Origin of the sequence: Enterobacter sp. HG048 (assembly GCF_024702055.1) — a bacterium.
Taxonomy (GTDB): Bacteria; Pseudomonadota; Gammaproteobacteria; order Enterobacterales; family Enterobacteriaceae; genus Enterobacter; species Enterobacter dykesii.
On record NZ_JANLIZ010000002.1, the window covers coordinates 328,845 to 355,389 of the forward strand.

Consider the following 26,545-nt stretch of genomic DNA (forward strand, 5'->3'; position numbering starts at 1 on the left):
ATGAGTGTACGCATCAGGATTCATCTGGCAAATAAAAACGCCAGGTAAAAGCGCTGGTTTGCTGCCGGGTTGGGTTTATAATGGCCTTTCTTTTAGAGAAAAAGTGTTAGAGAAAGAGTTGTAGACATGAAGCGCAGTAGAACAGAAGTAGGGCGCTGGCGCATGTTGCGACAGGTGAGTCGTCGCAAGGCTCGTTGGCTGGAAGCACAATCCCGCCGCAATATGCGTATTCACGCCATCAGAAAATGTGGATTGACCCGGCATCGTAATGCGTTGCTGTTCGCAGTCCAGGATATCTGAATCCATGAGGGCACCGTAACCGGTGCCCGCTGATTTTATAGCGTCTGATTTTTTAGGAATAGCGTATTTGCAGCGATATTCCTGTTGTATTGAGCAAAAGGAGGGAGAAGTGTTTGCGGAGTTTGGCGTACTGAATTTCTGGACGTATGTTGTCGGCGCGTTTTTTATCGTGCTGGTGCCAGGGCCGAATACCCTGTTTGTGCTAAAAACCGGGATCGGTCACGGCGTTAAAAAAGGGTATCTTGCCGCTACGGGCGTATTTATTGGCGATGCGGTGCTGATGTTTCTGGCCTGGGCGGGCGTCGCGGCATTAATCCAGACCACGCCGGTACTGTTTAATATCGTGCGCTATCTCGGAGCTTTCTATCTGCTCTGGCTGGGCGGCAAAATGCTCTGGTCGGTGGTGAACCGCCAGAAAAACGCGCATGAGAGCGGCCCTGAACCGGCCAGTATGATCATGAAACGTTCGCTGGTATTAAGCCTGACCAATCCCAAAGCGATTCTGTTCTACGTATCGTTCTTCGTTCAGTTCATTGACGTGAATGCGCAGAGCACCGGCACCTCTTTCCTGATCCTCGCGACGACGCTGGAGTTGATAAGCTTCATGTATATGAGTTTCCTGATCTTCTCAGGTGCGTTTGTCACGCGTTATCTGAAAACAAAAAAGAAACTGGCAAAGCTGGGGAATGGGCTGATAGGGCTGCTGTTTGTCGGGTTTGCGGCGAGGTTGGCATCATTGCATTGATGGTTTGAAAGGCTCCTGAGGGAGCCTTTCAACAGATTATAAAAATTAGCTACAGTCTTTGAAAATGGTACATAATTCGTTCAGCTTATAATTTGTTTTGTTTATAAACACATCTAATGGGATATCAGGGCTCCCTAAAATGAATTTAGTATCATTTTTAGTATAAGTTCCTATAATTTGCTGTCTGGGGGTCAGGTGAGTAGCCGCATTCGAGCGCAATAATTCATTAACTGATGGTCTGGTTTCATAAGGTATACAAAAAACAGACTCATTTGAAGCAATGATGAGAGTCGAACTGTCTTTACCAATCAAGTTTTTTACTGCATTCACATCAACTGGAACGTTATTGCATGTGTTAAAATTGGCGAGGAGTTTAAGTTTATTATTTTCTCCTTCCAGTTTGTAAAAATTAACCCCATATGGCATGGTTTGCTCTTGAATATTATCATTAATGCCTGTCTGGACATTAAGTGGCCCAGACGAAATACCGATAAGTCCCTCAGAAAACAAAGGAGATGCAACGTTAAGTTCTCTTCTATTGAAAATACCGCTTTCATTTATTTGGTACTGTGTCGTACTATTATGTGTTAGTTCATAACCACATAATCCTTGTTTACTTTTCGATGTTACTGAACAATCATTTATATAAAAAAGAATGTTATCTTCGGCAGTAATTCTTTGCGCGTTTAAGGCAAAGGCTTCAAAATAAATGCTCTTGATGTTTTTATTCTTGTCAGCGGATCCGAAGAGAGGCCATTTATATTCTTGTTGGCCAATTGTCAATTTGCCATCTTTAAATGAGAATTTGTCATTTAGGGAAGGGTAATTCCATAGTGAAGACGAAAACCCTAGATAATCACTAATGTTTTTAGAATTTTCCCATGATTGTAATATCTGGCTTTTCTCATTGCGAAGTAAACTGTGACCAAATCCAAAATCAGGTTTATCAGCCGAAGAGACGTCAAGTATAGTCGGCCAGACATCCAGTAATGTTCCTGGTTTGGCGATTTTAGTGGGTTTAATTCCTTTTTTTATAATAATAAAATTGTTCCTGCGCTTGTCCTGAATGCTGTCAAGCTCTTTACTGGCAGCGTTAGCCATCATCAAATGATCTGAAACAAGAACAATGATTGTATTGTCAAAATGGTTTGAGTTGATGATTTTTTTAATAAATGTACCAACAAGATAATCAGAACAACTTGCTGATTTAAACATAGGGTTACTGATGGCAGCATTAATATATCCATCGCAAGCAGATAAATAGGTACCTGCTGGCGGATGAGTATTGACGGTTAAGAATGAGAGGAGAAAGTTATTTTTTGAGGTCGATAACTTTTCAAATTCATTATATACATGGTCAATGAGCGAATCATCATGAACACCCCATCCACTAATTTCATTTTGATTTACTACGAGATGATTAAGCAAATATTGTTTATCATGTTGATAAATCCAGCCATGCTGAGAAAAGAACTTATCCCCTCCAGCAAATTCTTTATCACTCCCACGTATAAATTCCGTAGTGTATCCATTTTTTTTCAAATGCGTTGCAATGCAATCAGCCCCACCCAAGAAATGAGACATATTATTCGCTGAATTACCCTGAGGGAGGACTAGTGGGATAGCACATTGGGTATTGACCATTCCTGCCATTGTCCACCCCATACCCGGAATTTGACGTATGTCAGTGAATTCAAGATATTGATCTGCAAGTTTACTTATTTGTGGAATATAATTGATGCCATCAATGTTTCTCAGTGAGCGTTCAAGGCTCTCAGCATAAATAAAAACATAATTGTACTTTTTATTCATCTTGTAATCAATGCTGTTATACTGCCTGGCCACTTTCACCCCATTCCCATAGGACAAATTCTGAAGCGAATTGTATATATTTTGGGTTGCATTAGATTGAAAAACGAAAAGTGAAAGGGATGTAATAAATAAAAAGTTAAAGAATGTGACATTGTGTCGTGGTAATTTTTTTCGAAATTTGAACGACGCAAATAATATCGCCATAGAAATCAAAATAAATATGCTGGCTGCAAAAACTTTAGGCAATATATCATCAATAGACGTCCCGTGAACATCACTTCTCAGATGATAATAAACTGCATCATTTACACCATTTCCGGTAAACATATTTGATATATACCAGAAAGCAAATATAAGTAATGCAATTACCACCACAATCGATTTGATTCTGATAAATGCAGCATTAGCAAAACAAACGGCCAATAATAATACTAATAAGATATAATCCATAACAAAACTTTCTAAGTAAAAGAGATGAATGGATTATATCTTTTTTCATTCAAAAAGGTAGTAGGGCAATGCAACGTTAGTTTGTTACCCTACATTTACCCGATTGATTTAAAACACTTTCTTGTACGGTCTGACCGTCACTTTCGCATACACACCCGCTGCAACATACGGATCTGCGTCAGCCCATGCCTGAGCGGCTTCCTGGGATTCAAACTCAGCAATCACAGTGGAGCCGGCAAAACCGGCGGCGCCCGGATCGTTGCTGTCTACTGCGGGCATGGGGCCGGCGGTCAGTAAACGGCCTTCATCCTGGAGCAGCTGCAAACGTGCCAGATGCGCAGGGCGCACAGACTGGCGTTTTTCGAGCGAATCAGCAACATCTTCAGAGTAAATCACGTAAAACACGGCGAAGCTCCTTAACCGGTAAAAGTGTCAGTTACGGTATGTGAAAGGGCAAACGACTGCAATGTAAAATAAAAACAATGTTAATACCCTGATCTGAATGCGCCTTTTTTGGCCTCTCATGCGCTAAAGTTGCGTCAGAACAAAGTGTCTTATTGAATATGATTGCTATTTGCATTTAAAATCAGTGTTCGGTTTTTTAACGTTGATGATTATGACTTCGATGACCCTTGATTTACCTCGCCGCTTTCCCTGGCCGACGCTGCTTTCTGTCGTGATTCACGGTGCCGTTGTGGCGGGTTTGCTGTATACCTCGGTTCATCAGGTTATTGAAATGCCCGCGCCCGCGCAGCCGATTTCGGTGACGATGGTATCGCCAGCGGATCTCGAACCGCCGCAGGTTGCACCTCCACCACCGCAGCCGGTGGCTGAACCAGAGCCTGAGCCCGAGCCTGTTCCGCCTCCACCGAAGGAAGCGCCGGTGGTAATCCACAAGCCTGAACCGAAGCCAAAACCTAAGCCGAAGCCAAAGCCGGTGAAGAAGGTTGAGGAGCGTCCGAAACGCGAGGAACGTCCGGTTGAACCGCGCGCGACCCAGACGGTGGAGAATGCGGCGCCTTCGCGTCCGGTGATGAATAACACCGCAGCCGCGCCTAAGCCGACAGTCAGTGCCCCTGCGGGTCCGCGCGCGCTGAGTCGCAACCAGCCTCAGTATCCGGCGCGAGCGCAGGCCTTACGTATTGAAGGCCGCGTACGGGTTAAATTTGACGTTACTGCCGATGGCCGCGTGGATAACGTGGAAATATTGTCCGCTCAGCCTTCTAATATGTTTGAGCGCGAAGTGAAATCGGCGATGCGCAGATGGCGCTATGAGGCCGGGAAACCGGGCAACGGACTGATTGTGAATATTGTTTTCCGCCTGAACGGCGGGGCGCAAATGGAATAAAAAAAGCCTCCTGATGGAGGCTTTTTTTTGCCTGTCAATCAGGCCTGCGGAAGTTGACGAGGTTTACCCTCGCTATCCACTGCAACATAAATAAACAGCGCTTCGGTGGCCTTATAACGCTGCCCAATGGGTTCCGAAGAGACTTTCTTAACCCATACTTCGATGTTGATTGAAATAGAGGTGTTGCCGCGTTTGACGCAGCGTGCGTAGCAGCAAACCACATCTCCCACCGCAACCGGGCGCAGGAAGGTCATGCCGTCCACTCGCACAGTCACCACGCGCCCGTGGGCAATCTCTTTTGCCAGAATTGCGCCGCCCATATCCATCTGCGACATCAGCCAGCCGCCAAAAATATCGCCATTGGCATTGGTGTCAGCGGGCATTGCCAGTGTGCGTAAAACCAGTTCGCCCTGCGGGGCGTTAGTTGTTGTCATTGTTTTAACTCGTAACGGAAGACTTCAGGCGGGATGCTACTATGATTTCACAGCGGAGAGAATAGACCAGAACGCCTGTCGTTGACGTTCTGGTCAGTCATTAATCAGTGCTTGTCGTCCTGCGGCATGTGGCGATAGATGTATACGCCGCTTAATAGCGTGAAGATAAGCGTCAGCGCGGTCAGGCCGAAGACCTTGAAGTTGACCCAGATATTCTGCGGCAGCCAGAAGGCAATATAAATATTGGCAAGACCACAGAGAATAAAGAAGACCGCCCAGGCGATATTCAGACGGGACCAGACTTCCTGAGGCAGCGTCAGCTCTTTGCCGAGCATGCGCTGGATCAGCGGCTTTTTCATGACCCACTGGCTGATTAACAATGCGCCCGCAAACAGCGCGTAAATGACGGTCACTTTCCACTTGATAAATTCATCATTGTGGAAGAACAGAGTAAGCCCACCGAATACGGCGACCAGGACGAAGGTGATCAGCGCCATTTTTTCGACTTTACGATAGCGAACCCAGCTGTAGATCAGCACCACAGCCGTTGCAACGATCAGCGCAGTGGTCGCGGCATAAATGTCGTACAGTTTATAAAAAGCAAAAAAGACCACGAGCGGTAAAAAATCAAGAAACTGCTTCATTCTGTGATTCCATCTTCTGAGCGGGGCGGGAGGCTGCGATGCCCCCGCCTCAGGATTACTGACGAATTAACATATACAGGCGGAACAGATAGACCAGCAGTATCGCTGAAATCAGGTTGCTCAGCGTATTCGCCACCACGGCGCCAACGTTTGGCGTTAATACCGCAAAATTCGGTGCAAACAACAGCAGGAGCGTTTTGGCGAGCAGCCAGCCGATCACGGCGGGCGCCACCAGACGCATATTCGCCCATGCCAGCCTGATGCTGCTGCGCATTGCGGTAAAAATCCCCATCTTATCCTGCACAACCATCACCGGGGCAAATGAGAGCACGATAGCCAGTAATACACCCGGCACCACGACCAGCATAATCCCCATCTGCACCAGCAGGGTGGTTAAAAAGATCAGAATAAACAGCTTAGGTAAGACCGGCGCGCTGGCACCAATCGCTCGTAAGGCGCTGACCCGGTGACCCGCCGATACCAGCTGAATCATCAGCAAAACGCCGCCCGCCAGAACCGCATTACCAATCAGGCCTGAGAACGTTGACGCGGCAGAAGCGCGCAGCAGGATTTGTTGCTGTTCCGGCGTCATGTTTTGCACCAGCTCAAACAACCCCACGCTACCCGCAAGATGGTCGCCCTGGCTCAGGCTGGCAATCTGTTCTTCACTCGGTGAGAAGGCATGGCCCAGCACCACCGTGATAAAGGCGCAAAGCAACGCGATCAGTAAAAAGGTAATGAACTGATTGCGGAAAAAGTTTCCCGTGTCACGGTAGACAGACTTCGCCGTGATAGACATGCACTCTCCTTGAGTATTGCAGGTGTTAATTAGCCGGCAATTGTACACCGGATGCACCTGCTGTGGCAGCATCAAGGCTTGTATGGAAAAGCATATCTTTGTAAAGCGGTGGTAATCCAACGCGCGCCCGGGCCCGATTGCAGGCTTCGTTGACCTGGCCATCTTCCCCCGACATGGCAAATTCCCGGCATGGGCTGGGCCGGTCATCATAGATAGAACACCGGGTAGAGACTCCGGGCTCACCCTGTAGCGCCACGCAGCGGGCCTGCTTTTGGTTTGTGCCGCTCATGCAGCGCAGAAAGGGCGTTAACGGCTCAGTAAGATGAACCGGAACGGTACCGCCGCCATCGCTGGCTTCGGCCCAGTAGAAAGAGACTCGAAAATACGCACAACAGGCTCCGCACGTCATGCACGGGTTGATATCACTCATGGCACACCTGCTAAAGAAGAACGCATCAAATCAACTTGTGAGAGCGATAAATTATCCAGCCGTCAGAGGAAGAGCAAGAGGGGGAAAAGGGAAAATTTTGTAACCGTGAAATGCCAAAAATTGACATGGAAACAACTTATTGCTTTTCGGTACGCCACAAAAAATTAACCCAGATCAATGAATGTTAACTTACTGGTTTTAATGTGATCTGTGGCAGATCACTTATTACTCATTTGTGAGTATATTCTCATCCGCGATTAAAACCACAACGATGGAGCGGATATGAAAAAATTAGCGGTGGCAGCCCTTGTATTAAGCAGTCTCTCTGGCGGCGCGTATGCGCATGAAGCAGGCGAATTCTTTATTCGTGCCGGTTCGGCTACGGTTCGCCCGACTGAAGGATCGGATAACGTGCTGGGTATGGGCGGTTTTAACGTCAGTAATAACACCCAGTTAGGGTTAACGTTCACCTATATGGCGACGGAAAACGTTGGTGTTGAGCTTCTGGCTGCAACGCCGTTCCGTCATCGCGTAGGTCTGGGCGCAACGGGTGATATCGCTACGGTTCACCATTTACCGCCAACGCTGATGGCGCAATGGTACTTTGGCGATGCCAGCAGCAAGGTGCGTCCTTATATTGGCGCCGGTGTAAACTACACCACCTTCTTTGACGAGAAGTTTAACGATACCGGTAAAGAGGCCGGTCTGACCGATCTCAGCCTGAAAGATTCATGGGGTATGGCGGGGCAGGTCGGTCTGGACTATCTGATTAACCGCGACTGGCTGATCAACGCCTCGGTCTGGTACATGGATATTGATACGGACGTACGCTTCAAGGCGGGCGGTCAGCAGCAAAGTATCAATACTCGCCTGGATCCGTGGGTGTTTATGTTCTCTGCGGGTTATCGTTTCTGATCCCCCGTCAAACTGGCCACAGGGTGGCCAGTTTGCTTTGCTCACTTCAAAACGACGGATAAACCGGCCGCTCATCAAGCTTTACGCAGTGCCTCAGGATTTTTTCCCCATCATATAAATAGCTGAAAGCGTCGCTGGACAGGGAATGGAAGAGAATATCGCCGTTGGCAAACGGGATAATTTCGGTATCACCCGCACGTTTATGTCCCGCGCCGGTTTCAAAATGACCGCGCCATCGTTCCTGGGTATGGTCATAGACGTGCAGAATGACCTCGACAAGTCCTCTTTGCGGACAATTAAGGCGCAGGAAGGTGGAAGAGAAATTCAGGGACAGCGCATGGAAGGGAATCAATAAGGCGAAAACCAGTAAAGCTCGTAAATACATCAAACCGCGAAAACCTCCTTCAAAAGGGAAATGAGATTTTACTTAAGTTAAAAATCGCGTTTTTGCCGTGGATCAAGATGTCTTATAATTCAATGCGATAAAGGCCTCCGACGAGGCCCTTAGCGATTATTTTTGAATCAGATAGCGAATGGTCGGGCCATCCTGCTGGATATCCAGCACCGTGTAGCCGTGGTTTTTCGCATCCAGCGGAATATTGTTGATGGACTGCGGACAGTCGCTGACCACCTCCAGAATTTCCCCTTTTTTGAGCTGCGGTAGGGCTTCAAGCGTGGCAACAGCCGGATAAGGGCAGGGCTCACCGACCATATCCAGACGGTAATCGGGCACGATCTCTTTCATGCAGCATTCTCCTGGGTTTCTGTTTTAACACTTGCGCGACGGAAGAAGCGTTTTTCCTGTGCGACAACCAGTAAAAAAGCCACCAGCAGCAGGGCGTAGGTGACCAGCAGGCCGCCGAGGGGCCCGAAGGTGCTCAGCAGGTTGACCTTGTCCCAGCTCGTGGCGAGCGCCGGGGAAAGATCGTCCCAGAAGTACGCCAGGATCGTCGAGCCGATAACATTTCCCAGACCCACCCACCAGTAGTGCACCTGGCCTTCGACGGCGCGGTACATCCAGCCGGTTTCACACCCGCCAGCCAGCACGATCCCGAAGCCAAACAGCAGGCCGCCGATCACGGCGTTAGGGCCAGCCCACATGATTTTCGGTTCGACGCCCAGTTGAACATAGCTGAAGATGCCGATGGCGCTGACCGCCATCCCGGCGATAATCGCCTTTGCCATCATCGTACGGCCGGTGATCCACATATCGCGAAACGCGGAGGTAAAGCAGATCTGCGCGCGTTCAATGAGCAGACCAAAACCCACGCCGAATAGCATCGCCAGGCCGAGTTTGGGCTGATTCATCGCAGTGCAAAGCGCCCAGGCGACCATAGCCAAAAAGACCAGCATACCGAGGCGGAAACGACGATGCGCCTGGTCCGGCTTCTGGGTTAACGGAGACGCTGCGCTGACTTTTGTCATTTTCACCGGAATGCGGAACAGCGGTAGCAGGGTGAATTTTGCACCGAAGTAAGAGCCGATGGCCGTGGCGACAGCAAAGAACCAGGCGTGAAGCGAAAACTGAGGAATCCCCGTAAAGAAAGCGGCCAGGTTACAGCCCATCGCCAGACGGGCGCCAAACCCGGCAATGATACCGCCGACTACCGCCTGCATTATACGAATGCGGCTTTTGGGCATCCGCAACTTAACGTTGTTTGCCCACAGCGCCGCCGCGAAACAGCCGCCGAACATGCCGACGATCATCATCCCGTCGATGCGGGTGAGCGGTGTGCCGTCCAGATGGATGAGTTTAAAGTAACCCCACTCCTCGGCATGTACGCCTGCGAGCTGTAGCAATTGACCACCCCAGCGGGTGAACTCGCCGGTCACGGCCCAGAAGGTGCCGGTAATGCCGAAATAGTAGGTAGAGAGAATGCCTGCCGCGATAACGGCCGGGACAGGTGACCAGAACTTAACCAGGTAAGTCTGTTTGAAGTATTGCCATGACATGAATAAGCCTCTGAACTCAGAAGGATTAGAGATAAAAAAGAGTCCAGATCATACGCTTGCACGCCAGAATGGAAAGCCATTAACGCCGAAAATATCGACGGGATCAATTTTGAGGTAATCCGTTGTAGAAGGTGGGGAAGGAGGGGGAACCGTCTGGCAGGGATGCCAGACGGTAGAGGGGTCAAGCTTTACGCGTCGCCGCTTTCATTGACGTTACGAACGCTTTCAGCTCGGCCAGCATCTGCTCTGGCTTGTCCACGTTCTTCTCGATGATCTTCACAATCGCGGAGCCGGAGATGGCACCTGCAGCCTTCGCGTCAATTGCCGCGGTGACCTGATCCGGAGAAGAGATCCCGAAGCCCTGCAGCGGAGGCGCGGCATGGTACTCGGCCAGCTTCTCAACCAGATGATACAGAGGCAACGCCGCTTTATTCTCGGCACCGGTTACGCCCGCGCGGGAGAGCAGGTAGGTATATCCGCGTCCGTAAGAGGCAATCTGGCGCAGCAGTTCGTCATCGGCGTTCGGCGGGCAGATGAAAATCGGGGCGACGTTATGGCGCATGGCCGCCTGACGGAACGGTGCGGACTCTTCAACCGGCACGTCGGCGACCAGAACAGAGTCGACGCCCACGCGTGCGCACTCGGCGTAAAACTCATCGATACCGCGGTTGAACACCAGGTTGGCGTACATCAGCAGGCCAATCGGAATGGTCGGGTGCTTCTGGCGTATCGCCGCCAGCATCTCGAAGCACTGGGTCGGCGTCACACCGGAGGCAAATGCGCGCAGCGTCGCATTCTGGATGGTCGGGCCATCTGCCAGCGGGTCTGAGAACGGAATACCCAGCTCCAGCGCGTCGGCGCCGGCTTCAATCAGGGTGTCGATAATCTTCAGCGACTGTTCCGGGCCCGGGTCGCCCAGGGTGACGAAGGGAACGAACGCGCCTTCCTGGCGGGATTTCAGCTCTGCAAATACGTTATCGTAGCGTTCCATCAGATTTCCCCTCGTGCTTTCAGAATATCGTGAACGGTGAAGATATCTTTGTCACCGCGGCCGGAAAGGTTCACCACCAGCAGCTGCTCTTTTTCCGGATTGTCTTTCATCATTTTCAGCGCGTGCGCCAGGGCGTGGGAAGATTCCAGCGCCGGGATGATCCCTTCGCTGCGGCACAGCGTTTTGAACGCTTCCAGCGCTTCGTCATCGGTAATGGAGACATAGTCCGCACGACCGGTGCTGTTCAGATAGGCGTGCTGCGGTCCGACGGACGGGAAGTCGAGGCCGGCAGAGATAGAATAAGATTCTTCAATCTGGCCTTCATCGGTCTGCATCATCGGGGATTTCATCCCGAAGTAGATCCCCACGCGGCCATGCTTCAGCGGCGCGCCGTGTTCACCCGATTCAATGCCGTGACCGGCTGGCTCGACGCCAATCAGACCCACGCTGGTGTCGTCGATAAAGTCTGCGAACATGCCGATGGCGTTAGATCCGCCGCCAACGCAGGCGATCACCGCATCTGGCAGGCGACCCTCTTTATCGAGGATCTGCGCTTTGGTCTCTTCACCGATCATGCGCTGGAATTCGCGCACGATAGTCGGGAACGGGTGCGGGCCCGCCGCGGTACCGAGCATATAGTGCGCGGTTTCATAGCTGCCAGACCAGTCGCGCAGCGCTTCGTTACAGGCATCCTTCAGCGTTGCGGAGCCACTGTGCACCGGGATCACTTCTGCTCCCATCAGACGCATGCGGAAGACGTTCGGAGACTGGCGCTCAACGTCTTTCGCCCCCATATAGATGCGGCATTTCAGACCGAGCAGGGCGCTGGCAAGCGCAGAGGCCACGCCGTGCTGGCCCGCACCGGTTTCGGCGATGATTTCGGTTTTGCCCATACGCTTCGCGAGCAGCGCCTGGCCCAGCACCTGGTTAGTTTTATGCGCGCCGCCGTGCAGCAGGTCTTCACGCTTCAGATACAGCGTGGTTTTGGTGCCTTCCGTCAGGTTGCGGCATTTGGTCAGCGCGGTTGGACGACCGGCGTAATTTTTCAGCAGGTCGGTAAATTCCGCCTGAAACGCCGGATCCTTCTGCGCGCTGACAAACGCTTCTTCCAGCTGGCGCAGCGCGGGCATCAGGATTTGCGGGACGTACATCCCGCCGAACTCACCAAAATACGGGTTAAGTAATGTCGTCATCTTCTCTTCCTTAATATGCACGCAGAGTTTTAAAAACCGAGGCCAGCTTGCTGGCATCTTTGATACCCGGTTGGGACTCTACGCCTGAATTGAAATCGAGGCCTGCGCAACCGGTTTTGGCGGCTTCTACGCAGTTATCCGGGCTTAATCCGCCCGCCAGCAGAACGTTGTCAAGCTTTTCGCCGTTCAGCAGCGACCAGTCAAAACGCTGGCCGGTACCGCCCTGGCCGTTATCGAGGACGTATTTGTCCACGTGGTTCAGGTTACGCGGGGGCAACGTATCGTCAACGCGTTGCGCTTTCCAGATCTGCACCTGCGGTGCCAGCGCGGCGCGCAGGGCATCGATATAGCTCTGGTCTTCATCGCCGTGGAGCTGCACCGCGCTCAGGGATAACGCGTCGGCTTTCGCCGCAACGTCTGCAATATCTGCGTTGCGGAAAACGCCCACGTAGCTGAGCGGAGCCGCGGCGATGACCTTGCGCGCCTGTTCTTCGCTGACCGCGCGAGGAGAGGAGTCCACAAAGATCAGCCCGCCGTAAATCGCCCCGGCTTCATACGCGGCCTGAGCATCCTGTTCGCGGGTTAAGCCGCAGACTTTGTTTTCACCCAGCAGCACGCGACGCACAGCCGCATTGAGATCGTCATGTTCCATCATGGCGGAGCCAATCAGGAATCCGTTGGCGAAGTGGCTCAGCTCGCGCACCTGAGCGTAGCTGTTAATACCGGATTCGCTGATCACCGTAACACCAGACCCCAGACGCGGCGCCAGCTGGCGCGTACGGTTAAGGTCAATCGACAGGTCACGCAGATCGCGGTTGTTAATGCCGACCACTTTGGCTTCCAGCGCAATCGCGCGTTCCAGCTCCTCTTCGTTGCTCACTTCGGTCAGCACGCCCATGTTCAGGCTGTGCGCCACGGCGGAAAGCTGGCGATACTGCTCGTCGTCGAGCACCGAGAGCATAAGCAGGCAGGCGTCGGCCTGGTAAAAGCGCGCCAGCCAAATCTGATAAGGGTCGATAATAAAGTCTTTGCACAGGATCGGCTGCGGCGCGATGCCGCTGACGATCGGCAGAAAATCGAAGCTGCCCTGAAAATATTTCTCATCCGTCAGCACGGAGATGGCTGACGCGTGATGCTTATAAATGCCGGCAATACGTGCCGGGTCGAAATCGTCACGAATAACGCCTTTGGACGGGGACGCTTTTTTGCACTCAAGAATAAACGCGGTGCGCGTACCCCGCAGGGCGTCATAGAAACGACGGCTGCTCGGGACGACGTCATTCTGGAAACTGGCAAGCGGCTGCTGTTGCTTGCGGGCTTCCACCCAGATGGCCTTATCGGCAACGATTTTCGCTAAAACGGTCTGCATTCTTTACCCTCTTGCCGCAAGTGCGGTAACGCGATCGTAAGCTGCACCGGAGCGCAGTACATCCAGAACTTTTTGAACGTTGGCCTTCAGGTCTTCCTCACCGTGCAAACGCATCAGCATGGCGACGTTGGCAGCAACGGCGGCCTCATGGGCGACCTCTCCTTTACCTTGTAATAAGCGCGTGAGAATGTCACGGTTTTCTTCCGGCGTACCGCCAGCCAGCGCTTCCTGATGGTATGGAGCAAGGCCGAAGTCGGCAGCCTCCAGCTGATAGCTGAGGATTTCACCGTTGCGCAGTTCGGCAACCAGCGTCGGCGCATGCAGTGACACTTCGTCCATGCCGCCGCTGTGCACCACGGCGGCACGTTGGTAACCCAGCACGCGCAGCGTCTCGGCAATCGGCAGCACCAGCTCAGGGCTGTAAACGCCAATCAGCGCCAGCGGCGGGTGGGCCGGGTTAATCAGCGGGCCAAGCACGTTAAACAGCGTGCGGGTTTTAAGCTGCTGACGAACCGGCATCGCATGGCGGAAACCGGTGTGATACTTCGGCGCAAACAGGAAGCAGACGCCCAGGTCATCCAGCGCTTCGCGGGAACGCTCGGCGTTCATATCGAGATTAATGCCGAATGCCGCGAGCAAATCGGACGAGCCTGACCGGCTGGAAACGCTGCGGTTACCGTGCTTCGCGACCTTCAACCCACACGCCGCCGCCACGAAGGCGCTGGCGGTGGAGATATTGATGCTGTTACTGCCGTCACCGCCGGTACCGACGATATCCGCAAACTGATAGTCCGGGCGGGGGAACGGGGCGGCATTTTCCAGCAGGGCCGTGGCGGCACCGGCGATTTCCTGCGGGCTTTCGCCGCGCACTTTCATGCTCACCAGCGCCGCCGCCAGCTGCTCAGGCTTCAGCTCACCGCGAACCACGGCGGAGAAGAGCTGATGGCTCTCCTGCTGGCTCAGGGTCTGCGCCTGGTAGAGTTTTTCCAGAATCGGCTGCAGGGTGTTGGTCTGCTCCAGCTTCTGCAACGCCCAGTCCAGCGTCTGCTCGAGCAGACGGGCGCCATGGGAGGTCAGGATCGATTCCGGATGGAACTGCATCCCGCAAACGCGATCCGCGTCGTGACGTACCGCCATTACCATCCCTTCAAACGAGGCGTTGATCGTCAGCCCGGCGGGAATATTGCTGCCGACCAGCGAGTGGTAGCGCGCGACCGGGAGCGGATTCGGCAGCCCGGCAAACATTGCCTGGCCGTCATGTTCAATGCTGGACGCCTTACCGTGCAGGATCTCACCCGCCTGTCCGACGTAGCCGCCGTAGGCTTCCACAATCGCCTGATGGCCGAGGCAGATGCCGATTATCGGCAGCTTGCCGCGCATACGGGTCAGCAGCTCCGGCATACAGCCCGCTTCGCTCGGTGCGCCTGGCCCCGGGGAGAGCATCAGCACAGGGTTTTGCATGGTGGCCAGGCGGTCAATCAGGGTCTGGGCCGGAACGTGGTTGCGATAGATAACGACGTTATGGCCATTCGCACGCAGCTGATCTGCCAGGTTGTAGGTAAAGGAGTCGATATTATCGAGCAGCAGAATGTCAGCCATCAGAAAATCTCCTGTGCATGGTGTGCGGTAGCAATGGCGCGAAGGACCGCTCGGGCTTTACTGCGCGTTTCGTCAGCTTCAGACTGCGGAACGGAATCAAGAACAATCCCGGCACCCGCCTGGACGGTGGCAATCCCGTCTTCGACATAGGCGGAGCGGATTACGATGCAGGTATCGAGATCGCCGTGGGCGGTGAAGTAACCCACCGCGCCGCCGTAGCTGCCGCGACGGCGTCCTTCGGCGGCGGCAATCAGCTGCATGGCGCGTACTTTCGGCGCGCCGCTGAGGGTGCCCATGTTCATACAGGCGCGATAGGCGTGCAGCACGTCCAGATCGTGGCGCAGCTCGCCGACCACGCGGGAGACGAGGTGCATCACGAACGAATAGCGGTCGACTTTGGTCAGGTCCGCCACGTAGCGGCTGCCGGGAGTACAAATGCGTGCCAGATCGTTACGCGCCAGGTCAACCAGCATCAGGTGCTCGGAGAGTTCTTTGTGGTCGGTACGCATCTCCAGCTCGATGCGGCTGTCCAGATCCCGGTCCAGCGAGCCATCGGCGCGACGTCCGCGCGGACGGGTACCGGCAATCGGGTAGATCTCAATCTGACGGCTGGTGGCGTCATATTTCAGCGAGCTTTCCGGCGAGGCGCCGAACAGCGTGAATTCGTTGTCCTGCATAAAGAACATGTACGGGCTGGGATTGCTTTTCTTCAGCACGTCGTAGGCTGCCAGCGGAGACGGGCAGGGCAGTGAGAAGCGACGGGACGGCACGACCTGGAAAATTTCCCCGGCGCGAATCGCTTTTTGCATCTGGCGAACCACGGCGCCGTACTGATCGTCGGTCTGGTTAACGTCGCAGGTCATTTTCTCTACACGCTGCACCGGCAGCGCGGGCGGCGCTTCCGTCATCTGCTGCTGCAGTTGAGCGATACGATGCTCAAGACGGTCTTTCTCAGCAGTTGAAGGCGTAAACAGGCTGGCCTGAATGCGGGTGTATTGTTTCTGATGGTCGATCACCAGCAGGGTTTCGGCCAGATAAAAGCAATAGTCCGGGCAGCGATTACCCTGCTCGGTTTCCGGCAAATCTTCAAAACCGGCAACCAGGTCGTAAGCAAACAGCCCGCCGAAGAACATCGCCTCTCGCTCGTCTTCCGGCACGGTGACGAGGTTCTGCAGCAGGCGGAAGGCATCGAAAACGGACAGGGAGCAGAGGCGCGCGTCTTCGTCCAGCAGCTGGCTCACCGGCGGGAAATGCAGAATACGCATTTCCGGGTGACGTTCATTTTCAATGCCTGACGGCAGAGCGGCATCCAGCAGCGGCAGCAGCGATGCGCCATTGTCTGATAATGCCTTGATGGTGACAGTGTCACCTAAAGCGGTAATGCGCAGCGCGCTGTCGACCAGCAGCAGGCTTTTGAGATCGTCCTTGCTGTCGATATCCGCAGACTCAAGCAGCAGCGTTGCCGGACGAGCCCCGCACACCTGATGAAACAGCGCGGTCGGGTTGTGGCGATAGGCCGCCTCGCAGGTCAACAGTTCGAGATGAGGTTTGGCTGTTTGCATGTTGTTGTTCTCATATTTTGTTCAAAAAAAAGCCCGCTGGGTAGCGGGCGGGTATCTGTTTGCATTTCGCAGACGCGTGACACTGCCCGAAGATCAGGAAGTGCGCCACCAGCCGTGAAGAGCGAAATGTGCTGTCATTTTCAGATACCTTTCTCGTGTGAACTTGCGTACTAGTTAACTAGTTCGATGGCCAGTTGTCAACCCTTGATTTCAGAATTTCGCGTTAAGTCGGTATCATGGTGTTTTCGGATGTCTCCAACCTGTTACGGGAAGTGCTTTGAGCGATACCACCTACGCCATTATTTATGATTTACATAGCCATACTCAGGCCTCTGACGGCCTGCTGACACCCGAAGCCCTGGTTCATCGCGCCGTTGAAATGCGCGTCGGCACGCTGGCGATAACCGATCACGATACGACAGATGCCATTCCGGCGGCGCGCGCCGAGATTGCCCGCAGCGGGCTGGCGCTGAATCTGGTGTCCGGCGTCGAGATCTCGACCGTCTGGGAAAATCATGAGATTCATATTGTTGGCCTGAATATCGATATAGACCATCCGGCACTTACGGCATTTTTGCAAGAACAAAAAACGCGCCGCAATCAGCGCGCAGAGATGATCGGCGAGCGTCTGGAAAAGGCGCATATTCCGGGCGCGCTGGAAGGCGCGCAAAAGATGGCGAACGGCGGGGCGGTCACCCGCGGTCATTTCGCCCGTTTTCTGGTTGAAGCCGGCAAAGCGACGAACATGGCGGATGTCTTTAAAAAGTATCTGGCGCGCGGGAAAACCGGATACGTTCCACCACAGTGGTGTACAATAAAACAAGCTATTGATGTGATTCATCATTCTGGCGGTAAGGCCGTGCTGGCCCATCCGGGGCGGTATAATCTTTCTGCTAAATGGCTGAAAAGGCTGCTGGCACACTTTGCCGAATGCGGTGGCGAGGCGATGGAAGTCGCCCAGTGTCAGCAGGCGCCCAACGAGCGCGCGCAGCTCGCGACGTATGCCCGCCAGTTCGGCCTTCTTGGGTCACAGGGCTCTGATTTCCATCAGCCCTGCGCGTGGATCGAACTGGGGCGCAAGCTCTGGCTGCCCGCTGGCGTTGAGCCGGTCTGGCAGCTCTGGGAACAGCCGCAGCAAATTGAAGAGAGGGAAGTATGAGTCAGTTTTTCTATATCCATCCAGATAACCCGCAGCCACGTTTGATTAACCAGGCCGTGGAGATCGTCCGCAAAGGCGGCGTGATTGTCTACCCGACCGATTCAGGCTACGCGCTGGGCTGCAAAATTGAAGATAAAGGGGCAATGGAGCGCATTTGCCGTATTCGCCAGCTGCCGGACGGCCATAACTTTACCCTGATGTGCCGCGATCTCTCTGAGCTGTCGACCTATGCTTATGTCGATAACGTGGCGTTTCGTCTGATTAAGAACAACACGCCGGGCAACTACACCTTCATCCTGAAGGGCACGAAGGAAGTACCGCGTCGACTGCTGCAGGAAAAACGTAAAACCATAGGCATGCGCGTGCCGTCTAACCCGATTGCGCAGGCGTTGCTGGAAACCCTCGGCGAACCGATGCTTTCTACCTCACTGATGCTGCCGGGCAGCGAGTTTACCGAGTCCGACCCGGAAGAGATCAAAGATCGTCTGGAGAAGGTGGTCGAGCTGATTATTCACGGCGGCTATCTCGGCCAGCAGCCGACCACCGTGGTCGACTTAACCGAAGATGCACCGGAAGTGATTCGTGAAGGCGTGGGTGACGTAAAGCCTTTCTTGTAAGGGTATAAGCAGATATACTACGCGGCCATCAAAGCAGGGCTCAGCCCTCTTTTGACCTGATTCGACGCCTGTGAAGGCGACACCTGAGGAAGCTCAATGAGCGAGAAGTTACAGAAAGTGCTGGCGCGTGCCGGCCACGGTTCACGCCGTGAAATCGAAGCCATTATTGAAGCGGGCCGCGTGAGTGTGGACGGTAAAATCGCCACGCTGGGTGACCGCGTAGAAATCGTACCGGGGCTGAAGATCCGCATCGACGGTCATCTTATCTCCGTGAAAGAGTCCGCTGAACAGATCTGCCGCGTGCTGGCTTACTACAAGCCGGAAGGCGAGCTGTGCACCCGCAACGACCCGGAAGGTCGTCCGACGGTGTTTGACCGTCTGCCTAAACTGCGTGGCGCTCGCTGGATTGCCGTTGGTCGTCTGGACGTGAACACCTGCGGTCTGCTGCTGTTTACCACCGATGGTGAACTGGCAAACCGTCTGATGCACCCAAGCCGTGAAGTGGAACGTGAATACGCGGTGCGCGTATTTGGCCAGGTTGATGAGAATAAACTGCGCGATCTGTCGCGTGGCGTTCAGCTGGAAGACGGTCCTGCGGCGTTCAAAACCATCAAGTTTACCGGTGGGGAAGGCATTAACCAGTGGTACAACGTGACCCTGACCGAAGGCCGTAACCGCGAGGTGCGTCGTCTCTGGGAAGCGGTAGGCGTGCAGGTTAGCCGCCTGATCCGCGTCCGTTACGGCGACATTCTGTTGCCGAAAGGTCTGCCGCGCGGTGGGTATACCGAACTGGATCTGACCCAAACCAACTACCTGCGTGAGCTTGTCGGCCTGACGCCGGAAACCACCTCAAAAGTGGCGGTGGAAAAAGATCGTCGTCGCATGAAGGCGAATCAGATCCGTCGCGCGGTGAAGCGACACAGCCAGGTGAGCAGCAGCCGCCGCTCCGGCAGCCGTAACAACAACGGTTAATATAAAAGCCCGGTCAACGCACCGGGCTTTTTTCTTTAGTAATCAATGCCAATTTGCGCTTTGATACCTGCATCAAACGCGTGTTTGACCGGACGCAGCTCGCTGACGGTATCGGCCATCTCCAGAATATCCCGATGACACCCGCGCCCCGTGACGATAACCGTCTGGTGTACAGGACGATTCTTCAGAGCATCCAGCACGGCTTCCAGCGGCAGGTAGTCGTAGGCGACCATATAGGTGATCTCATCCAGCAGAACCATATTCAGCGAGGGATCGGCCAGCATTCTCTTTGCATGCTCCCAGACGGCGAGACAGGCGGCGGTGTCCGTTTCCCGGTTCTGGGTATCCCACGTAAACCCGGTCGCCATCACCTGAAACTCAACGCCGTGAGGCTCAAGCAAATTTCGCTCACCGTTGGGCCATTCGCCTTTGATAAACTGGATCACGCCCACTTTTTGCCCGTGACCGACGGCGCGTGTCGCCGTGCCGAATGCGGCGGTGGTTTTCCCTTTTCCATTGCCGGTAAAAACGATGACGATCCCACGTTCGTCCTGGGCTGCCGCGACCCGCGCATCGACCTGTTCTTTCAGACGCTGCTGGCGCTGCTGATGACGTTCTTCACTCATTGCGAAATTCCCGGTTTACGGCCCGGCTGGGCATCAAAGGTCATCCCGGTCTTGCGGCGGCTGTCGTCGCCCATCAGCCAGAGATAGAGCGGCATAATGTCTGCCGGGGTTTTCAGCTTCTGCGGATCTTCGCTCGGGAACGCGCTGGCGCGCATTTTGGTGCGCGTACCGCCCGGGTTGATGCAGTTCACGCGAAGATGACGGCTCTGATACTCCTCCGCCAGCACCTGCATCATGCCTTCGGTGGCGAATTTTGATACGGCATAAGCACCCCAGTTTGCGCGCCCCTCGCGACCTACGCTGGAGGAGGTAAAGACCAGTGAGCCAGACTCGGATTTGAGTAATAAAGGAAGCAATGCCTGCGTGAGGAAAAACGTGCCGTTGACGTTAACCTGCATCACCTGCTGCCAGATATCCGGATCCTGTTCATCCATCGGACGCACTTCACCTAACAAACCGGCGTTATGCAGCACGCCGTCGAGTCTCGGATAGTGAGCGCTGATGCGCTGGGCTAATTCCTGGCACTCCGCGGGCGTGCAGGCCAGTAAATCGAGCGTATACCACGGGGCCGGCGTGCCGCATACGGCCTCAATCTCCTGAGCGACGTTTTTCAGTTTTTCTTCGTTGCGCCCGATCAGAATGACGTTGGCGCCATATTCGGCGTATGTCAGGGCCGCCTCGCGGCCAATCCCGTCGCTGGCACCGGTGACAAGAATAATCCGGTTTTGCAGCAGATTTTTTTGCGGTTGATAATGCACGGTGACTCCTCAGGCGACCGGTGACGCAATGGCGCCTTTATAATGACTTTTCGGCTTTATGCCCGAATTCGCCTGATAATTCAATCAGTCTACAGGACGCATTACTGTAAAATTAACAATTTGCAAATATTTAAACTCCAGTCCGGGGATTCCTGAAGGCGGCTCGCAGAGGTAATGTCACGAGCGAGACGCATGAGCAGGGCTGTTGTACACTGCCGTGAAAGATTCGTGGTTAAATCAAGGTGGAACGCGTGGAATTACTTTCTCAATATGGGTTGTTTTTGGCCAAAATCGCGACGGTGGTGGTTGCCATTGCGGTGGTAGCCGTTCTGATTGTCAACCTGACGCAGCGCAAGCGTCAGCGTGGGGAGTTACGCATCACCCGCCTGAGCGAGCAGTATAAAGAGATGCAGGAAGAGATGTCTCTGGCGCTGCTTGATAGTCATCAACAGAAACTCTGGCAGAAAGCGCAGAAGAAAAAGCATAAACAGGAAGCCAAAGCGGCAAAGGCAAAAGCAAAGCTCAATGCGCCGCAGGATAAGGCCACGCCACGCGTCTATGTGCTCGATTTTAAAGGCAGTATGGATGCGCATGAAGTGTCTTCTCTGCGGGAAGAAGTGACTGCCGTTCTGGCCGTGGCGACACCGCAGGATCAGGTTGTCGTGCGCCTTGAAAGCCCGGGCGGGGTGGTTCACGGTTACGGACTGGCCGCCTCACAGCTGCAGCGCCTGCGTGAAAAACAGATCCCGCTGACCGTGGCGGTGGATAAAGTGGCGGCGAGCGGTGGCTACATGATGGCCTGCGTGGCGGACAAAATTGTTGCCGCGCCGTTCTCCATTATTGGCTCGATCGGCGTGGTCGCGCAAATTCCGAACTTCAACCGCTTCCTGAAAAATAAAGAGATTGATATCGAACTTCACACGGCGGGTCAGTACAAACGTACCCTGACGCTGCTGGGGGAAAACACGGAAGAAGGGCGCCAAAAATTCCGCGAAGATCTCAACGAAACGCATCATCTCTTTAAAGATTTTGTACACCGTATGCGCCCAACGCTCGATATTGAACAGGTCGCGACGGGCGAGCACTGGTACGGCGTCCAGGCGCAGGAGAAAGGGCTGGTGGATGAAGTCGGAACCAGCGACGATCTGCTGCTCAATCTGATGGAAGGCCGGGAACTGGTGGGCGTGCGCTTTACCCAGCGTAAGCGACTCCTTGACCGCTTTACCAACAGTGCCGCAGAAAGCGCGGACCGCCTGCTGCTGCGCTGGCTACAGCGCGGACAAAAACCGTTGCTGTAAACAAAAACGCGAGGCATATGCCTCGCGTTTTGCATTAATCGACCAGGTGATATTTCTCGGAAAGCGTATGCGCCAGGTATTTAAACATGTTAAACACGGCGGTGCTTTTCGGGGTCGGTAAACCCTGTTCGTCAAGGAAGTATTCGCCGCTGAAAATCAGCACACCATTACGCTGCTCTACGCCGGTGGCTTCAATGCCCGCCAGCGTATCTTCATGGTCACGGATAAGCTTGTTTGCTTCGATAAGCAGAGAGGCTCGGTCAATAGGTTGGGTCGTATTCTGCATAATCCACTCCTTAAACAGTGACAATAGTCTACGACGAGGGCGCTTTGGGGGCAAATTTTCCCTGTAATGTGAGGGGATAAGGTGCAGGGTCCTGGCTGGCGGGATCTGCTTTTGCATGCTAATAAAGTTGCGTAACGAATTTTATCAGGTAGAGTGTGCGCTTTCGTCATTCTGGCAACAGAATTGCTTGACATTCAACCGGGAATTCGTCACGAATTACACGAGATGTGAGAAAAATACCCGAAAACTCAATCACCTGGGCGTATTCTCATTAACGTCCGGTAAGTCAAAGGGGTTGATATCTCCTGACGCAGTCGCAATATCATTGGCGCGTCGTCAGCGGAAGGGAAATCAACGTGCGGCGTATTCCTGGAAGAATTAAATTAGGTAAAGGTGAATATGGGTAAAGCTCTCGTCATCGTTGAGTCCCCGGCAAAAGCCAAAACGATCAATAAGTATCTGGGTAATGACTACGTGGTTAAGTCCAGCGTCGGTCATATCCGCGATTTGCCGACCAGTGGCTCAGCCAGCAAAAAGAGCGCAGACTCTACCTCCACCAAAGGGGCTAAAAAGCCTAAAAAGGATGAACGTAGCGCGCTTGTCAACCGCATGGGTGTAAACCCATGGCATAACTGGGATGCACAATATGAAGTGCTGCCCGGGAAAGAAAAAGTCGTTAACGAGCTGAAGCAGCTTGCTGAAAAAGCAGACCACATCTATCTCGCAACCGACCTTGACCGCGAAGGGGAAGCCATTGCGTGGCACCTGCGGGAAGTGATCGGTGGTGATGACAAACGCTACAGCCGTGTAGTGTTTAACGAAATTACGAAGAATGCGATTCGTCAGGCATTTGAGAAGCCGGGCGAACTGAACATTGACCGCGTAAACGCACAGCAGGCACGTCGCTTTATGGACCGCGTTGTGGGCTACATGGTCTCTCCACTGCTGTGGAAGAAGATTGCCCGTGGCCTGTCCGCAGGGCGTGTGCAGTCCGTCGCCGTGCGTCTGGTCGTTGAGCGTGAGCGCGAAATTAAAGCCTTCGTGCCGGAAGAGTTCTGGGAAGTCGATGCCAATGTGACCACGCCGGGCGGTGACGCTCTGCCACTGCAGGTGAGCCATCACAACGACAAGCCTTTCCGTCCGGAAAACCGCGACCAGACCATGGCCGCCGTCGCGCTGCTGGAAAAAGCACGTTATCAGGTGCTGGAACGTGAAGACAAACCGACCAGCAGCAAGCCGGGTGCGCCGTTTATTACCTCCACGCTGCAACAGGCTGCAAGCACGCGTCTGGGGTATGGCGTGAAGAAGACGATGATGATGGCGCAGCGCCTGTATGAAGCGGGCTACATCACCTATATGCGTACCGACTCAACCAACCTGAGCCAGGACGCGGTCAACATGGTCCGCGGCTACATCAGCGACAATTTCGGTAAGAAATACCTGCCGGAAAGCGCTAACCAGTTCGCCAGCAAAGAGAACTCTCAGGAAGCGCACGAAGCGATTCGTCCTTCTGACGTCTCGGTGTTAGCGGAATCGCTGAAAGACATGGAAGCCGACGCGCAGAAACTGTATCAGCTGATCTGGCGCCAGTTCGTGGCGTGCCAGATGACGCCAGCGCAGTATGACTCCACCACGCTGACCGTTGGCGCGGGCGAGTTCCGTCTCAAAGCGCGCGGTCGTATCCTGCGTTTCGACGGCTGGACGAAGGTGATGCCAGCGCTGCGTAAAGGTGATGAAGACCGAACGCTGCCGGCGGTAAACAAAGGGGATGAGCTCTCGCTGGTTGACCTCGTGCCTGCCCAGCACTTCACCAAGCCGCCTGCGCGCTTCAGTGAAGCGTCCCTGGTGAAAGAACTGGAAAAACGCGGTATTGGTCGTCCATCGACCTACGCGTCCATCATCTCGACCATTCAGGACCGTGGCTACGTGCGCGTTGAAAACCGCCGTTTCTATGCGGAAAAAATGGGTGAGATCGTCACTGACCGTCTGGAAGCAAACTTCCGCGAGTTGATGAACTACGATTTCACCGCGCAAATGGAAGACAGCCTCGACCAGGTTGCCAGCCATCAGGCGGAATGGAAAAAGGTCCTCGACAGCTTCTTCAGTGACTTTACCGACCAGCTTGAAAAAGCGGAAAAAGACCCTGAAGAGGGCGGTATGCTGCCTAACCAGATGGTTCTGACCAGCATCGACTGTCCAACCTGCGGCCGCAAGATGGGGATCCGCACCGCAACCACGGGCGTGTTCCTTGGCTGCTCCGGCTATGCGCTGTCACCAAAAGAGCGCTGCAAAACCACCATCAACCTGGTGCCTGAGAACGAAGTTCTCAACGTGCTGGAAGGTGACGATGCGGAAACTAACGCTCTGCGTGCCAAACGCCGCTGCAAAAAATGCGGCACGGCAATGGACAGCTACCTGATCGATCCAAAACGTAAGCTGCACGTTTGCGGTAATAACCCAACGTGTGACGGGTATGAGATCGAAGAGGGTGAGTTCCGCATTAAAGGCTATGACGGCCCGATTGTGGAGTGCGAGAAGTGTGGCTCTGAAATGCACCTGAAAATGGGGCGTTTCGGTAAGTACATGGCCTGTACCAACGACGAGTGTAAAAACACGCGCAAAATTCTGCGTAACGGCGAAGTGGCTCCTCCGAAGGAAGATCCGGTTCCACTGCCAGAACTTCCGTGCGAGAAATCCGACGCGTACTTCGTGCTGCGTGATGGTGCCGCAGGTGTCTTCCTGGCCGCCAACACCTTCCCGAAATCGCGTGAAACGCGCGCGCCGCTGGTGGAAGAGCTGCATCGCTTCCGCGATCGTCTTCCTGAAAAACTGCGTTATCTGGCCGATGCGCCTCAGCAGGATCCGGAAGGCAACAAAACCGTGGTACGGTTTAGCCGTAAAACTAAGCAGCAGTATGTTGCGGCCGAGAAAGAGGGTAAAGCGACCGGGTGGTCAGCCTTCTTTGTTGATGGCAAATGGGTTGAAGGCAAGAAATAATCTTCCCTTACCGTAACTTACCTGTAAAAGGGCCGGATTTCCGGCCCTTTTTTATTGCCTTGTTATTATTTTTTGTTCCGTACTATACAGTCAGGCTATAAATGATATAGTGGTTATAGTTAACCAGTTTCTTATTATTAAATCGTCTTAAGCGATTGACCGCATGCGCTAAATCGGATGGTCTGGCATGAAATTACAGCAGCTTCGTTATATCGTTGAGGTGGTGAATCATAACCTTAACGTCTCTTCTACCGCCGAGGGGTTGTATACCTCGCAACCGGGCATCAGCAAACAAGTTCGTATGCTGGAGGACGAGTTAGGTATCCAGATATTTGCCCGCAGCGGTAAGCATCTCACTCAGGTGACGCCTGCGGGGCAGGAAATCATCCGCATTGCGCGGGAAGTCCTCTCCAAAGTCGATGCGATTAAGTCGGTGGCAGGGGAACACACCTGGCCGGATAAAGGCTCGCTGTATATTGCCACGACGCATACCCAGGCGCGCTATGCGCTACCCGGCGTTATCAAAGGCTTTATCGAGCGTTATCCTCGCGTCTCTTTGCATATGCACCAGGGCTCGCCAACGCAAATTGCTGAAGCCGTCTCCAAGGGTAATGCAGACTTTGCCATCGCCACGGAAGCGCTCCACCTGTATGACGATCTGGTGATGCTTCCATGCTATCACTGGAACCGCTCTATTGTGGTGACCCCCGATCACCCCCTGGCGGGTAAAGGGTCGGTCACTATCGAAGAGCTGGCGCAATATCCGCTGGTAACGTATACGTTTGGCTTTACCGGACGGTCCGAGCTTGATACGGCCTTTAACCGGGCAGGGTTAACGCCGCGCATTGTCTTTACCGCGACGGATGCCGACGTGATTAAGACCTATGTGCGGCTTGGTCTGGGAGTGGGCGTTATTGCCAGCATGGCGGTGGATCCGGTGTCAGACCCTGACCTGGTGCGTCTTGATGCGCATGATGTTTTCAGTCATAGCACCACAAAGATTGGCTTCCGTCGCAGCACCTTCCTGCGCAGCTATATGTATGATTTTATTCAGCGCTTTGCCCCTCATTTAACGCGTGACGTGGTGGATACCGCCGTGGCATTACGCTCAAATGAAGATATTGAAGAGATGTTTAAAGACATCAAACTCCCCGAAAAATAATCACACCCGGTATCTTTCCCTTACGGAAAGATACCGAAATAACGCCTCAAAGCTAAATTAGAATTATCATCATCTACGTATCCCCTGTCATATAATGTCATTATCCATTTAATCCGCATGGTTATA

The 26,545-nt window shown here is 53.6% G+C and carries 28 protein-coding genes and 1 other annotated feature; of the genes, 10 read left to right on the forward strand and 18 right to left on the reverse strand.

What is annotated here, in order from left to right; translation table 11 throughout:
* The first annotated feature begins 126 nt into the window (after positions 1 to 126).
* Together NUX24_RS04865 and leuE are read left to right on the forward strand one after the other, a co-directional pair.
* Positions 127 to 300 carry a YciY family protein gene (locus tag NUX24_RS04865; RefSeq protein ID WP_086379783.1) on the forward strand — a complete coding sequence of 58 codons (174 nt, stop codon included), beginning with the start codon at positions 127 to 129 and terminating at the stop codon, positions 298 to 300.
* A gap of 109 nt (positions 301 to 409) precedes the next feature.
* The gene (gene leuE, locus NUX24_RS04870) at positions 410 to 1,045 is read left to right on the forward strand and encodes a leucine efflux protein LeuE (protein ID WP_023312092.1); all 636 of its coding nucleotides are present in this window, start codon (positions 410 to 412) and stop codon (positions 1,043 to 1,045) included.
* A 45-nt stretch (positions 1,046 to 1,090) separates the two neighbouring features.
* Here the strand turns inward: leuE and NUX24_RS04875 are convergent, their stop codons facing one another.
* Together NUX24_RS04875 and NUX24_RS04880 are read right to left on the reverse strand one after the other, a co-directional pair.
* Entirely contained in the window at positions 1,091 to 3,307 is a 2,217-nt protein-coding gene (locus NUX24_RS04875) for a phosphoglycerol transferase I (RefSeq protein ID WP_257830128.1), read from the reverse strand.
* 108 nt (positions 3,308 to 3,415) lie between these two features.
* A complete protein-coding gene (locus tag NUX24_RS04880; protein ID WP_023327637.1) occupies positions 3,416 to 3,712 on the reverse strand; it encodes a YciI family protein in 297 nt (98 codons plus the stop codon).
* Between the two features lie 220 nt (positions 3,713 to 3,932).
* Between NUX24_RS04880 and tonB the strand changes: the two genes are divergently transcribed.
* Positions 3,933 to 4,655 (forward strand): TonB system transport protein TonB, encoded by a 723-nt coding sequence (tonB, locus tag NUX24_RS04885; protein ID WP_257830179.1) that lies wholly within the window; start codon positions 3,933 to 3,935, stop codon positions 4,653 to 4,655.
* Positions 4,656 to 4,693: 38 nt separating this feature from the next.
* Here tonB and yciA read toward each other — a convergent pair whose 3' ends face one another.
* The 4 genes from yciA to NUX24_RS04905 form a co-directional block, all read right to left on the reverse strand.
* Entirely contained in the window at positions 4,694 to 5,089 is a 396-nt protein-coding gene (gene yciA / locus NUX24_RS04890) for an acyl-CoA thioester hydrolase YciA (RefSeq protein WP_008502796.1), read from the reverse strand.
* A 104-nt stretch (positions 5,090 to 5,193) separates the two neighbouring features.
* A complete protein-coding gene (locus NUX24_RS04895) occupies positions 5,194 to 5,733 on the reverse strand; it encodes a septation protein A (RefSeq protein ID WP_023312088.1) in 540 nt (179 codons plus the stop codon).
* 55 nt (positions 5,734 to 5,788) lie between these two features.
* Positions 5,789 to 6,532 (reverse strand): YciC family protein, encoded by a 744-nt coding sequence (locus tag NUX24_RS04900; RefSeq protein WP_047651123.1) that lies wholly within the window; start codon positions 6,530 to 6,532, stop codon positions 5,789 to 5,791.
* A 25-nt stretch (positions 6,533 to 6,557) separates the two neighbouring features.
* Complete coding sequence (locus NUX24_RS04905; RefSeq protein ID WP_047651122.1) at positions 6,558 to 6,962, reverse strand: YkgJ family cysteine cluster protein; 405 nt, start codon at positions 6,960 to 6,962, stop codon at positions 6,558 to 6,560.
* Positions 6,963 to 7,244: 282 nt separating this feature from the next.
* On the opposite strand from NUX24_RS04905, the gene ompW reads away from it, so the two are divergent.
* On the forward strand, positions 7,245 to 7,877 hold the full coding sequence (gene ompW, locus NUX24_RS04910; RefSeq protein ID WP_023312086.1) for an outer membrane protein OmpW: 633 nt from the start codon (positions 7,245 to 7,247) through the stop codon (positions 7,875 to 7,877).
* A gap of 46 nt (positions 7,878 to 7,923) precedes the next feature.
* On the opposite strand, the gene NUX24_RS04915 is transcribed toward ompW, so the two are convergent.
* From NUX24_RS04915 to trpL, 9 genes are all read right to left on the reverse strand, one after another.
* The gene (locus NUX24_RS04915) at positions 7,924 to 8,262 is read right to left on the reverse strand and encodes a hypothetical protein (protein ID WP_032666617.1); all 339 of its coding nucleotides are present in this window, start codon (positions 8,260 to 8,262) and stop codon (positions 7,924 to 7,926) included.
* 126 nt (positions 8,263 to 8,388) lie between these two features.
* Complete coding sequence (gene yedF, locus NUX24_RS04920; RefSeq protein WP_003856774.1) at positions 8,389 to 8,622, reverse strand: sulfurtransferase-like selenium metabolism protein YedF; 234 nt, start codon at positions 8,620 to 8,622, stop codon at positions 8,389 to 8,391.
* The gene (gene yedE / locus NUX24_RS04925; protein ID WP_257830129.1) at positions 8,619 to 9,830 is read right to left on the reverse strand and encodes a selenium metabolism membrane protein YedE/FdhT; all 1,212 of its coding nucleotides are present in this window, start codon (positions 9,828 to 9,830) and stop codon (positions 8,619 to 8,621) included. Before yedE ends, yedF begins: the two co-directional genes overlap by 4 nt.
* A gap of 181 nt (positions 9,831 to 10,011) precedes the next feature.
* Positions 10,012 to 10,821, reverse strand: a complete 810-nt coding sequence (gene trpA / locus NUX24_RS04930; RefSeq protein ID WP_257830130.1) for a tryptophan synthase subunit alpha — start codon at positions 10,819 to 10,821, stop codon at positions 10,012 to 10,014.
* Complete coding sequence (trpB, locus tag NUX24_RS04935; protein ID WP_257830131.1) at positions 10,821 to 12,014, reverse strand: tryptophan synthase subunit beta; 1,194 nt, start codon at positions 12,012 to 12,014, stop codon at positions 10,821 to 10,823. The genes trpA and trpB overlap by 1 nt, the downstream gene beginning before the upstream one ends.
* A 10-nt stretch (positions 12,015 to 12,024) precedes the next feature.
* Positions 12,025 to 13,383: a bifunctional indole-3-glycerol-phosphate synthase TrpC/phosphoribosylanthranilate isomerase TrpF gene (gene trpCF / locus NUX24_RS04940; RefSeq protein ID WP_047651118.1), complete on the reverse strand. Its 1,359-nt coding sequence runs from the start codon at positions 13,381 to 13,383 to the stop codon at positions 12,025 to 12,027.
* Positions 13,384 to 13,386: 3 nt separating this feature from the next.
* Positions 13,387 to 14,982 carry a bifunctional anthranilate synthase glutamate amidotransferase component TrpG/anthranilate phosphoribosyltransferase TrpD gene (trpD, locus tag NUX24_RS04945; RefSeq protein WP_257830132.1) on the reverse strand — a complete coding sequence of 532 codons (1,596 nt, stop codon included), beginning with the start codon at positions 14,980 to 14,982 and terminating at the stop codon, positions 13,387 to 13,389.
* The gene (locus tag NUX24_RS04950) at positions 14,982 to 16,544 is read right to left on the reverse strand and encodes an anthranilate synthase component 1 (protein WP_047651116.1); all 1,563 of its coding nucleotides are present in this window, start codon (positions 16,542 to 16,544) and stop codon (positions 14,982 to 14,984) included. The genes trpD and NUX24_RS04950 overlap by 1 nt, the downstream gene beginning before the upstream one ends.
* A gap of 23 nt (positions 16,545 to 16,567) precedes the next feature.
* Positions 16,568 to 16,661: a sequence feature (Trp leader region), on the reverse strand.
* Positions 16,638 to 16,682 carry a trp operon leader peptide gene (gene trpL / locus NUX24_RS04955; RefSeq protein ID WP_071524153.1) on the reverse strand — a complete coding sequence of 15 codons (45 nt, stop codon included), beginning with the start codon at positions 16,680 to 16,682 and terminating at the stop codon, positions 16,638 to 16,640. (Overlaps the previous feature by 24 nt.)
* 139 nt (positions 16,683 to 16,821) lie before the next feature.
* Here trpL and rnm point away from each other — a divergent pair, with 139 nt between their 5' ends.
* From rnm to rluB, 3 genes are all read left to right on the forward strand, one after another.
* Positions 16,822 to 17,703 carry an RNase AM gene (gene rnm / locus NUX24_RS04960; RefSeq protein ID WP_134866108.1) on the forward strand — a complete coding sequence of 294 codons (882 nt, stop codon included), beginning with the start codon at positions 16,822 to 16,824 and terminating at the stop codon, positions 17,701 to 17,703.
* Entirely contained in the window at positions 17,700 to 18,320 is a 621-nt protein-coding gene (locus NUX24_RS04965; RefSeq protein WP_003856793.1) for an L-threonylcarbamoyladenylate synthase, read from the forward strand. The genes rnm and NUX24_RS04965 overlap by 4 nt, the downstream gene beginning before the upstream one ends.
* A 96-nt stretch (positions 18,321 to 18,416) precedes the next feature.
* Positions 18,417 to 19,292, forward strand: a complete 876-nt coding sequence (gene rluB, locus NUX24_RS04970) for a 23S rRNA pseudouridine(2605) synthase RluB (RefSeq protein ID WP_023312076.1) — start codon at positions 18,417 to 18,419, stop codon at positions 19,290 to 19,292.
* A gap of 35 nt (positions 19,293 to 19,327) precedes the next feature.
* On the opposite strand, the gene cobO is transcribed toward rluB, so the two are convergent.
* Both cobO and NUX24_RS04980 read right to left on the reverse strand, forming a co-directional pair.
* Positions 19,328 to 19,918 (reverse strand): cob(I)yrinic acid a,c-diamide adenosyltransferase, encoded by a 591-nt coding sequence (gene cobO / locus NUX24_RS04975; protein ID WP_023312075.1) that lies wholly within the window; start codon positions 19,916 to 19,918, stop codon positions 19,328 to 19,330.
* Positions 19,915 to 20,676, reverse strand: coding sequence for a YciK family oxidoreductase (locus tag NUX24_RS04980; RefSeq protein WP_047651113.1), 762 nt, complete (start codon positions 20,674 to 20,676; stop codon positions 19,915 to 19,917). The genes cobO and NUX24_RS04980 overlap by 4 nt, the downstream gene beginning before the upstream one ends.
* Before the next feature lie 251 nt (positions 20,677 to 20,927).
* On the opposite strand from NUX24_RS04980, the gene sohB reads away from it, so the two are divergent.
* Entirely contained in the window at positions 20,928 to 21,974 is a 1,047-nt protein-coding gene (sohB, locus tag NUX24_RS04985; RefSeq protein WP_126328718.1) for a protease SohB, read from the forward strand.
* Between the two features lie 34 nt (positions 21,975 to 22,008).
* Here the strand turns inward: sohB and NUX24_RS04990 are convergent, their stop codons facing one another.
* The gene (locus tag NUX24_RS04990; protein WP_023312072.1) at positions 22,009 to 22,260 is read right to left on the reverse strand and encodes a YciN family protein; all 252 of its coding nucleotides are present in this window, start codon (positions 22,258 to 22,260) and stop codon (positions 22,009 to 22,011) included.
* A 399-nt stretch (positions 22,261 to 22,659) separates the two neighbouring features.
* On the opposite strand from NUX24_RS04990, the gene topA reads away from it, so the two are divergent.
* Positions 22,660 to 25,257, forward strand: coding sequence for a type I DNA topoisomerase (gene topA, locus NUX24_RS04995; RefSeq protein WP_047651111.1), 2,598 nt, complete (start codon positions 22,660 to 22,662; stop codon positions 25,255 to 25,257).
* 187 nt (positions 25,258 to 25,444) lie between these two features.
* Positions 25,445 to 26,419: an HTH-type transcriptional regulator CysB gene (gene cysB, locus NUX24_RS05000; RefSeq protein WP_008502814.1), complete on the forward strand. Its 975-nt coding sequence runs from the start codon at positions 25,445 to 25,447 to the stop codon at positions 26,417 to 26,419.
* The last annotated feature ends 126 nt before the right edge of the window (positions 26,420 to 26,545 follow it).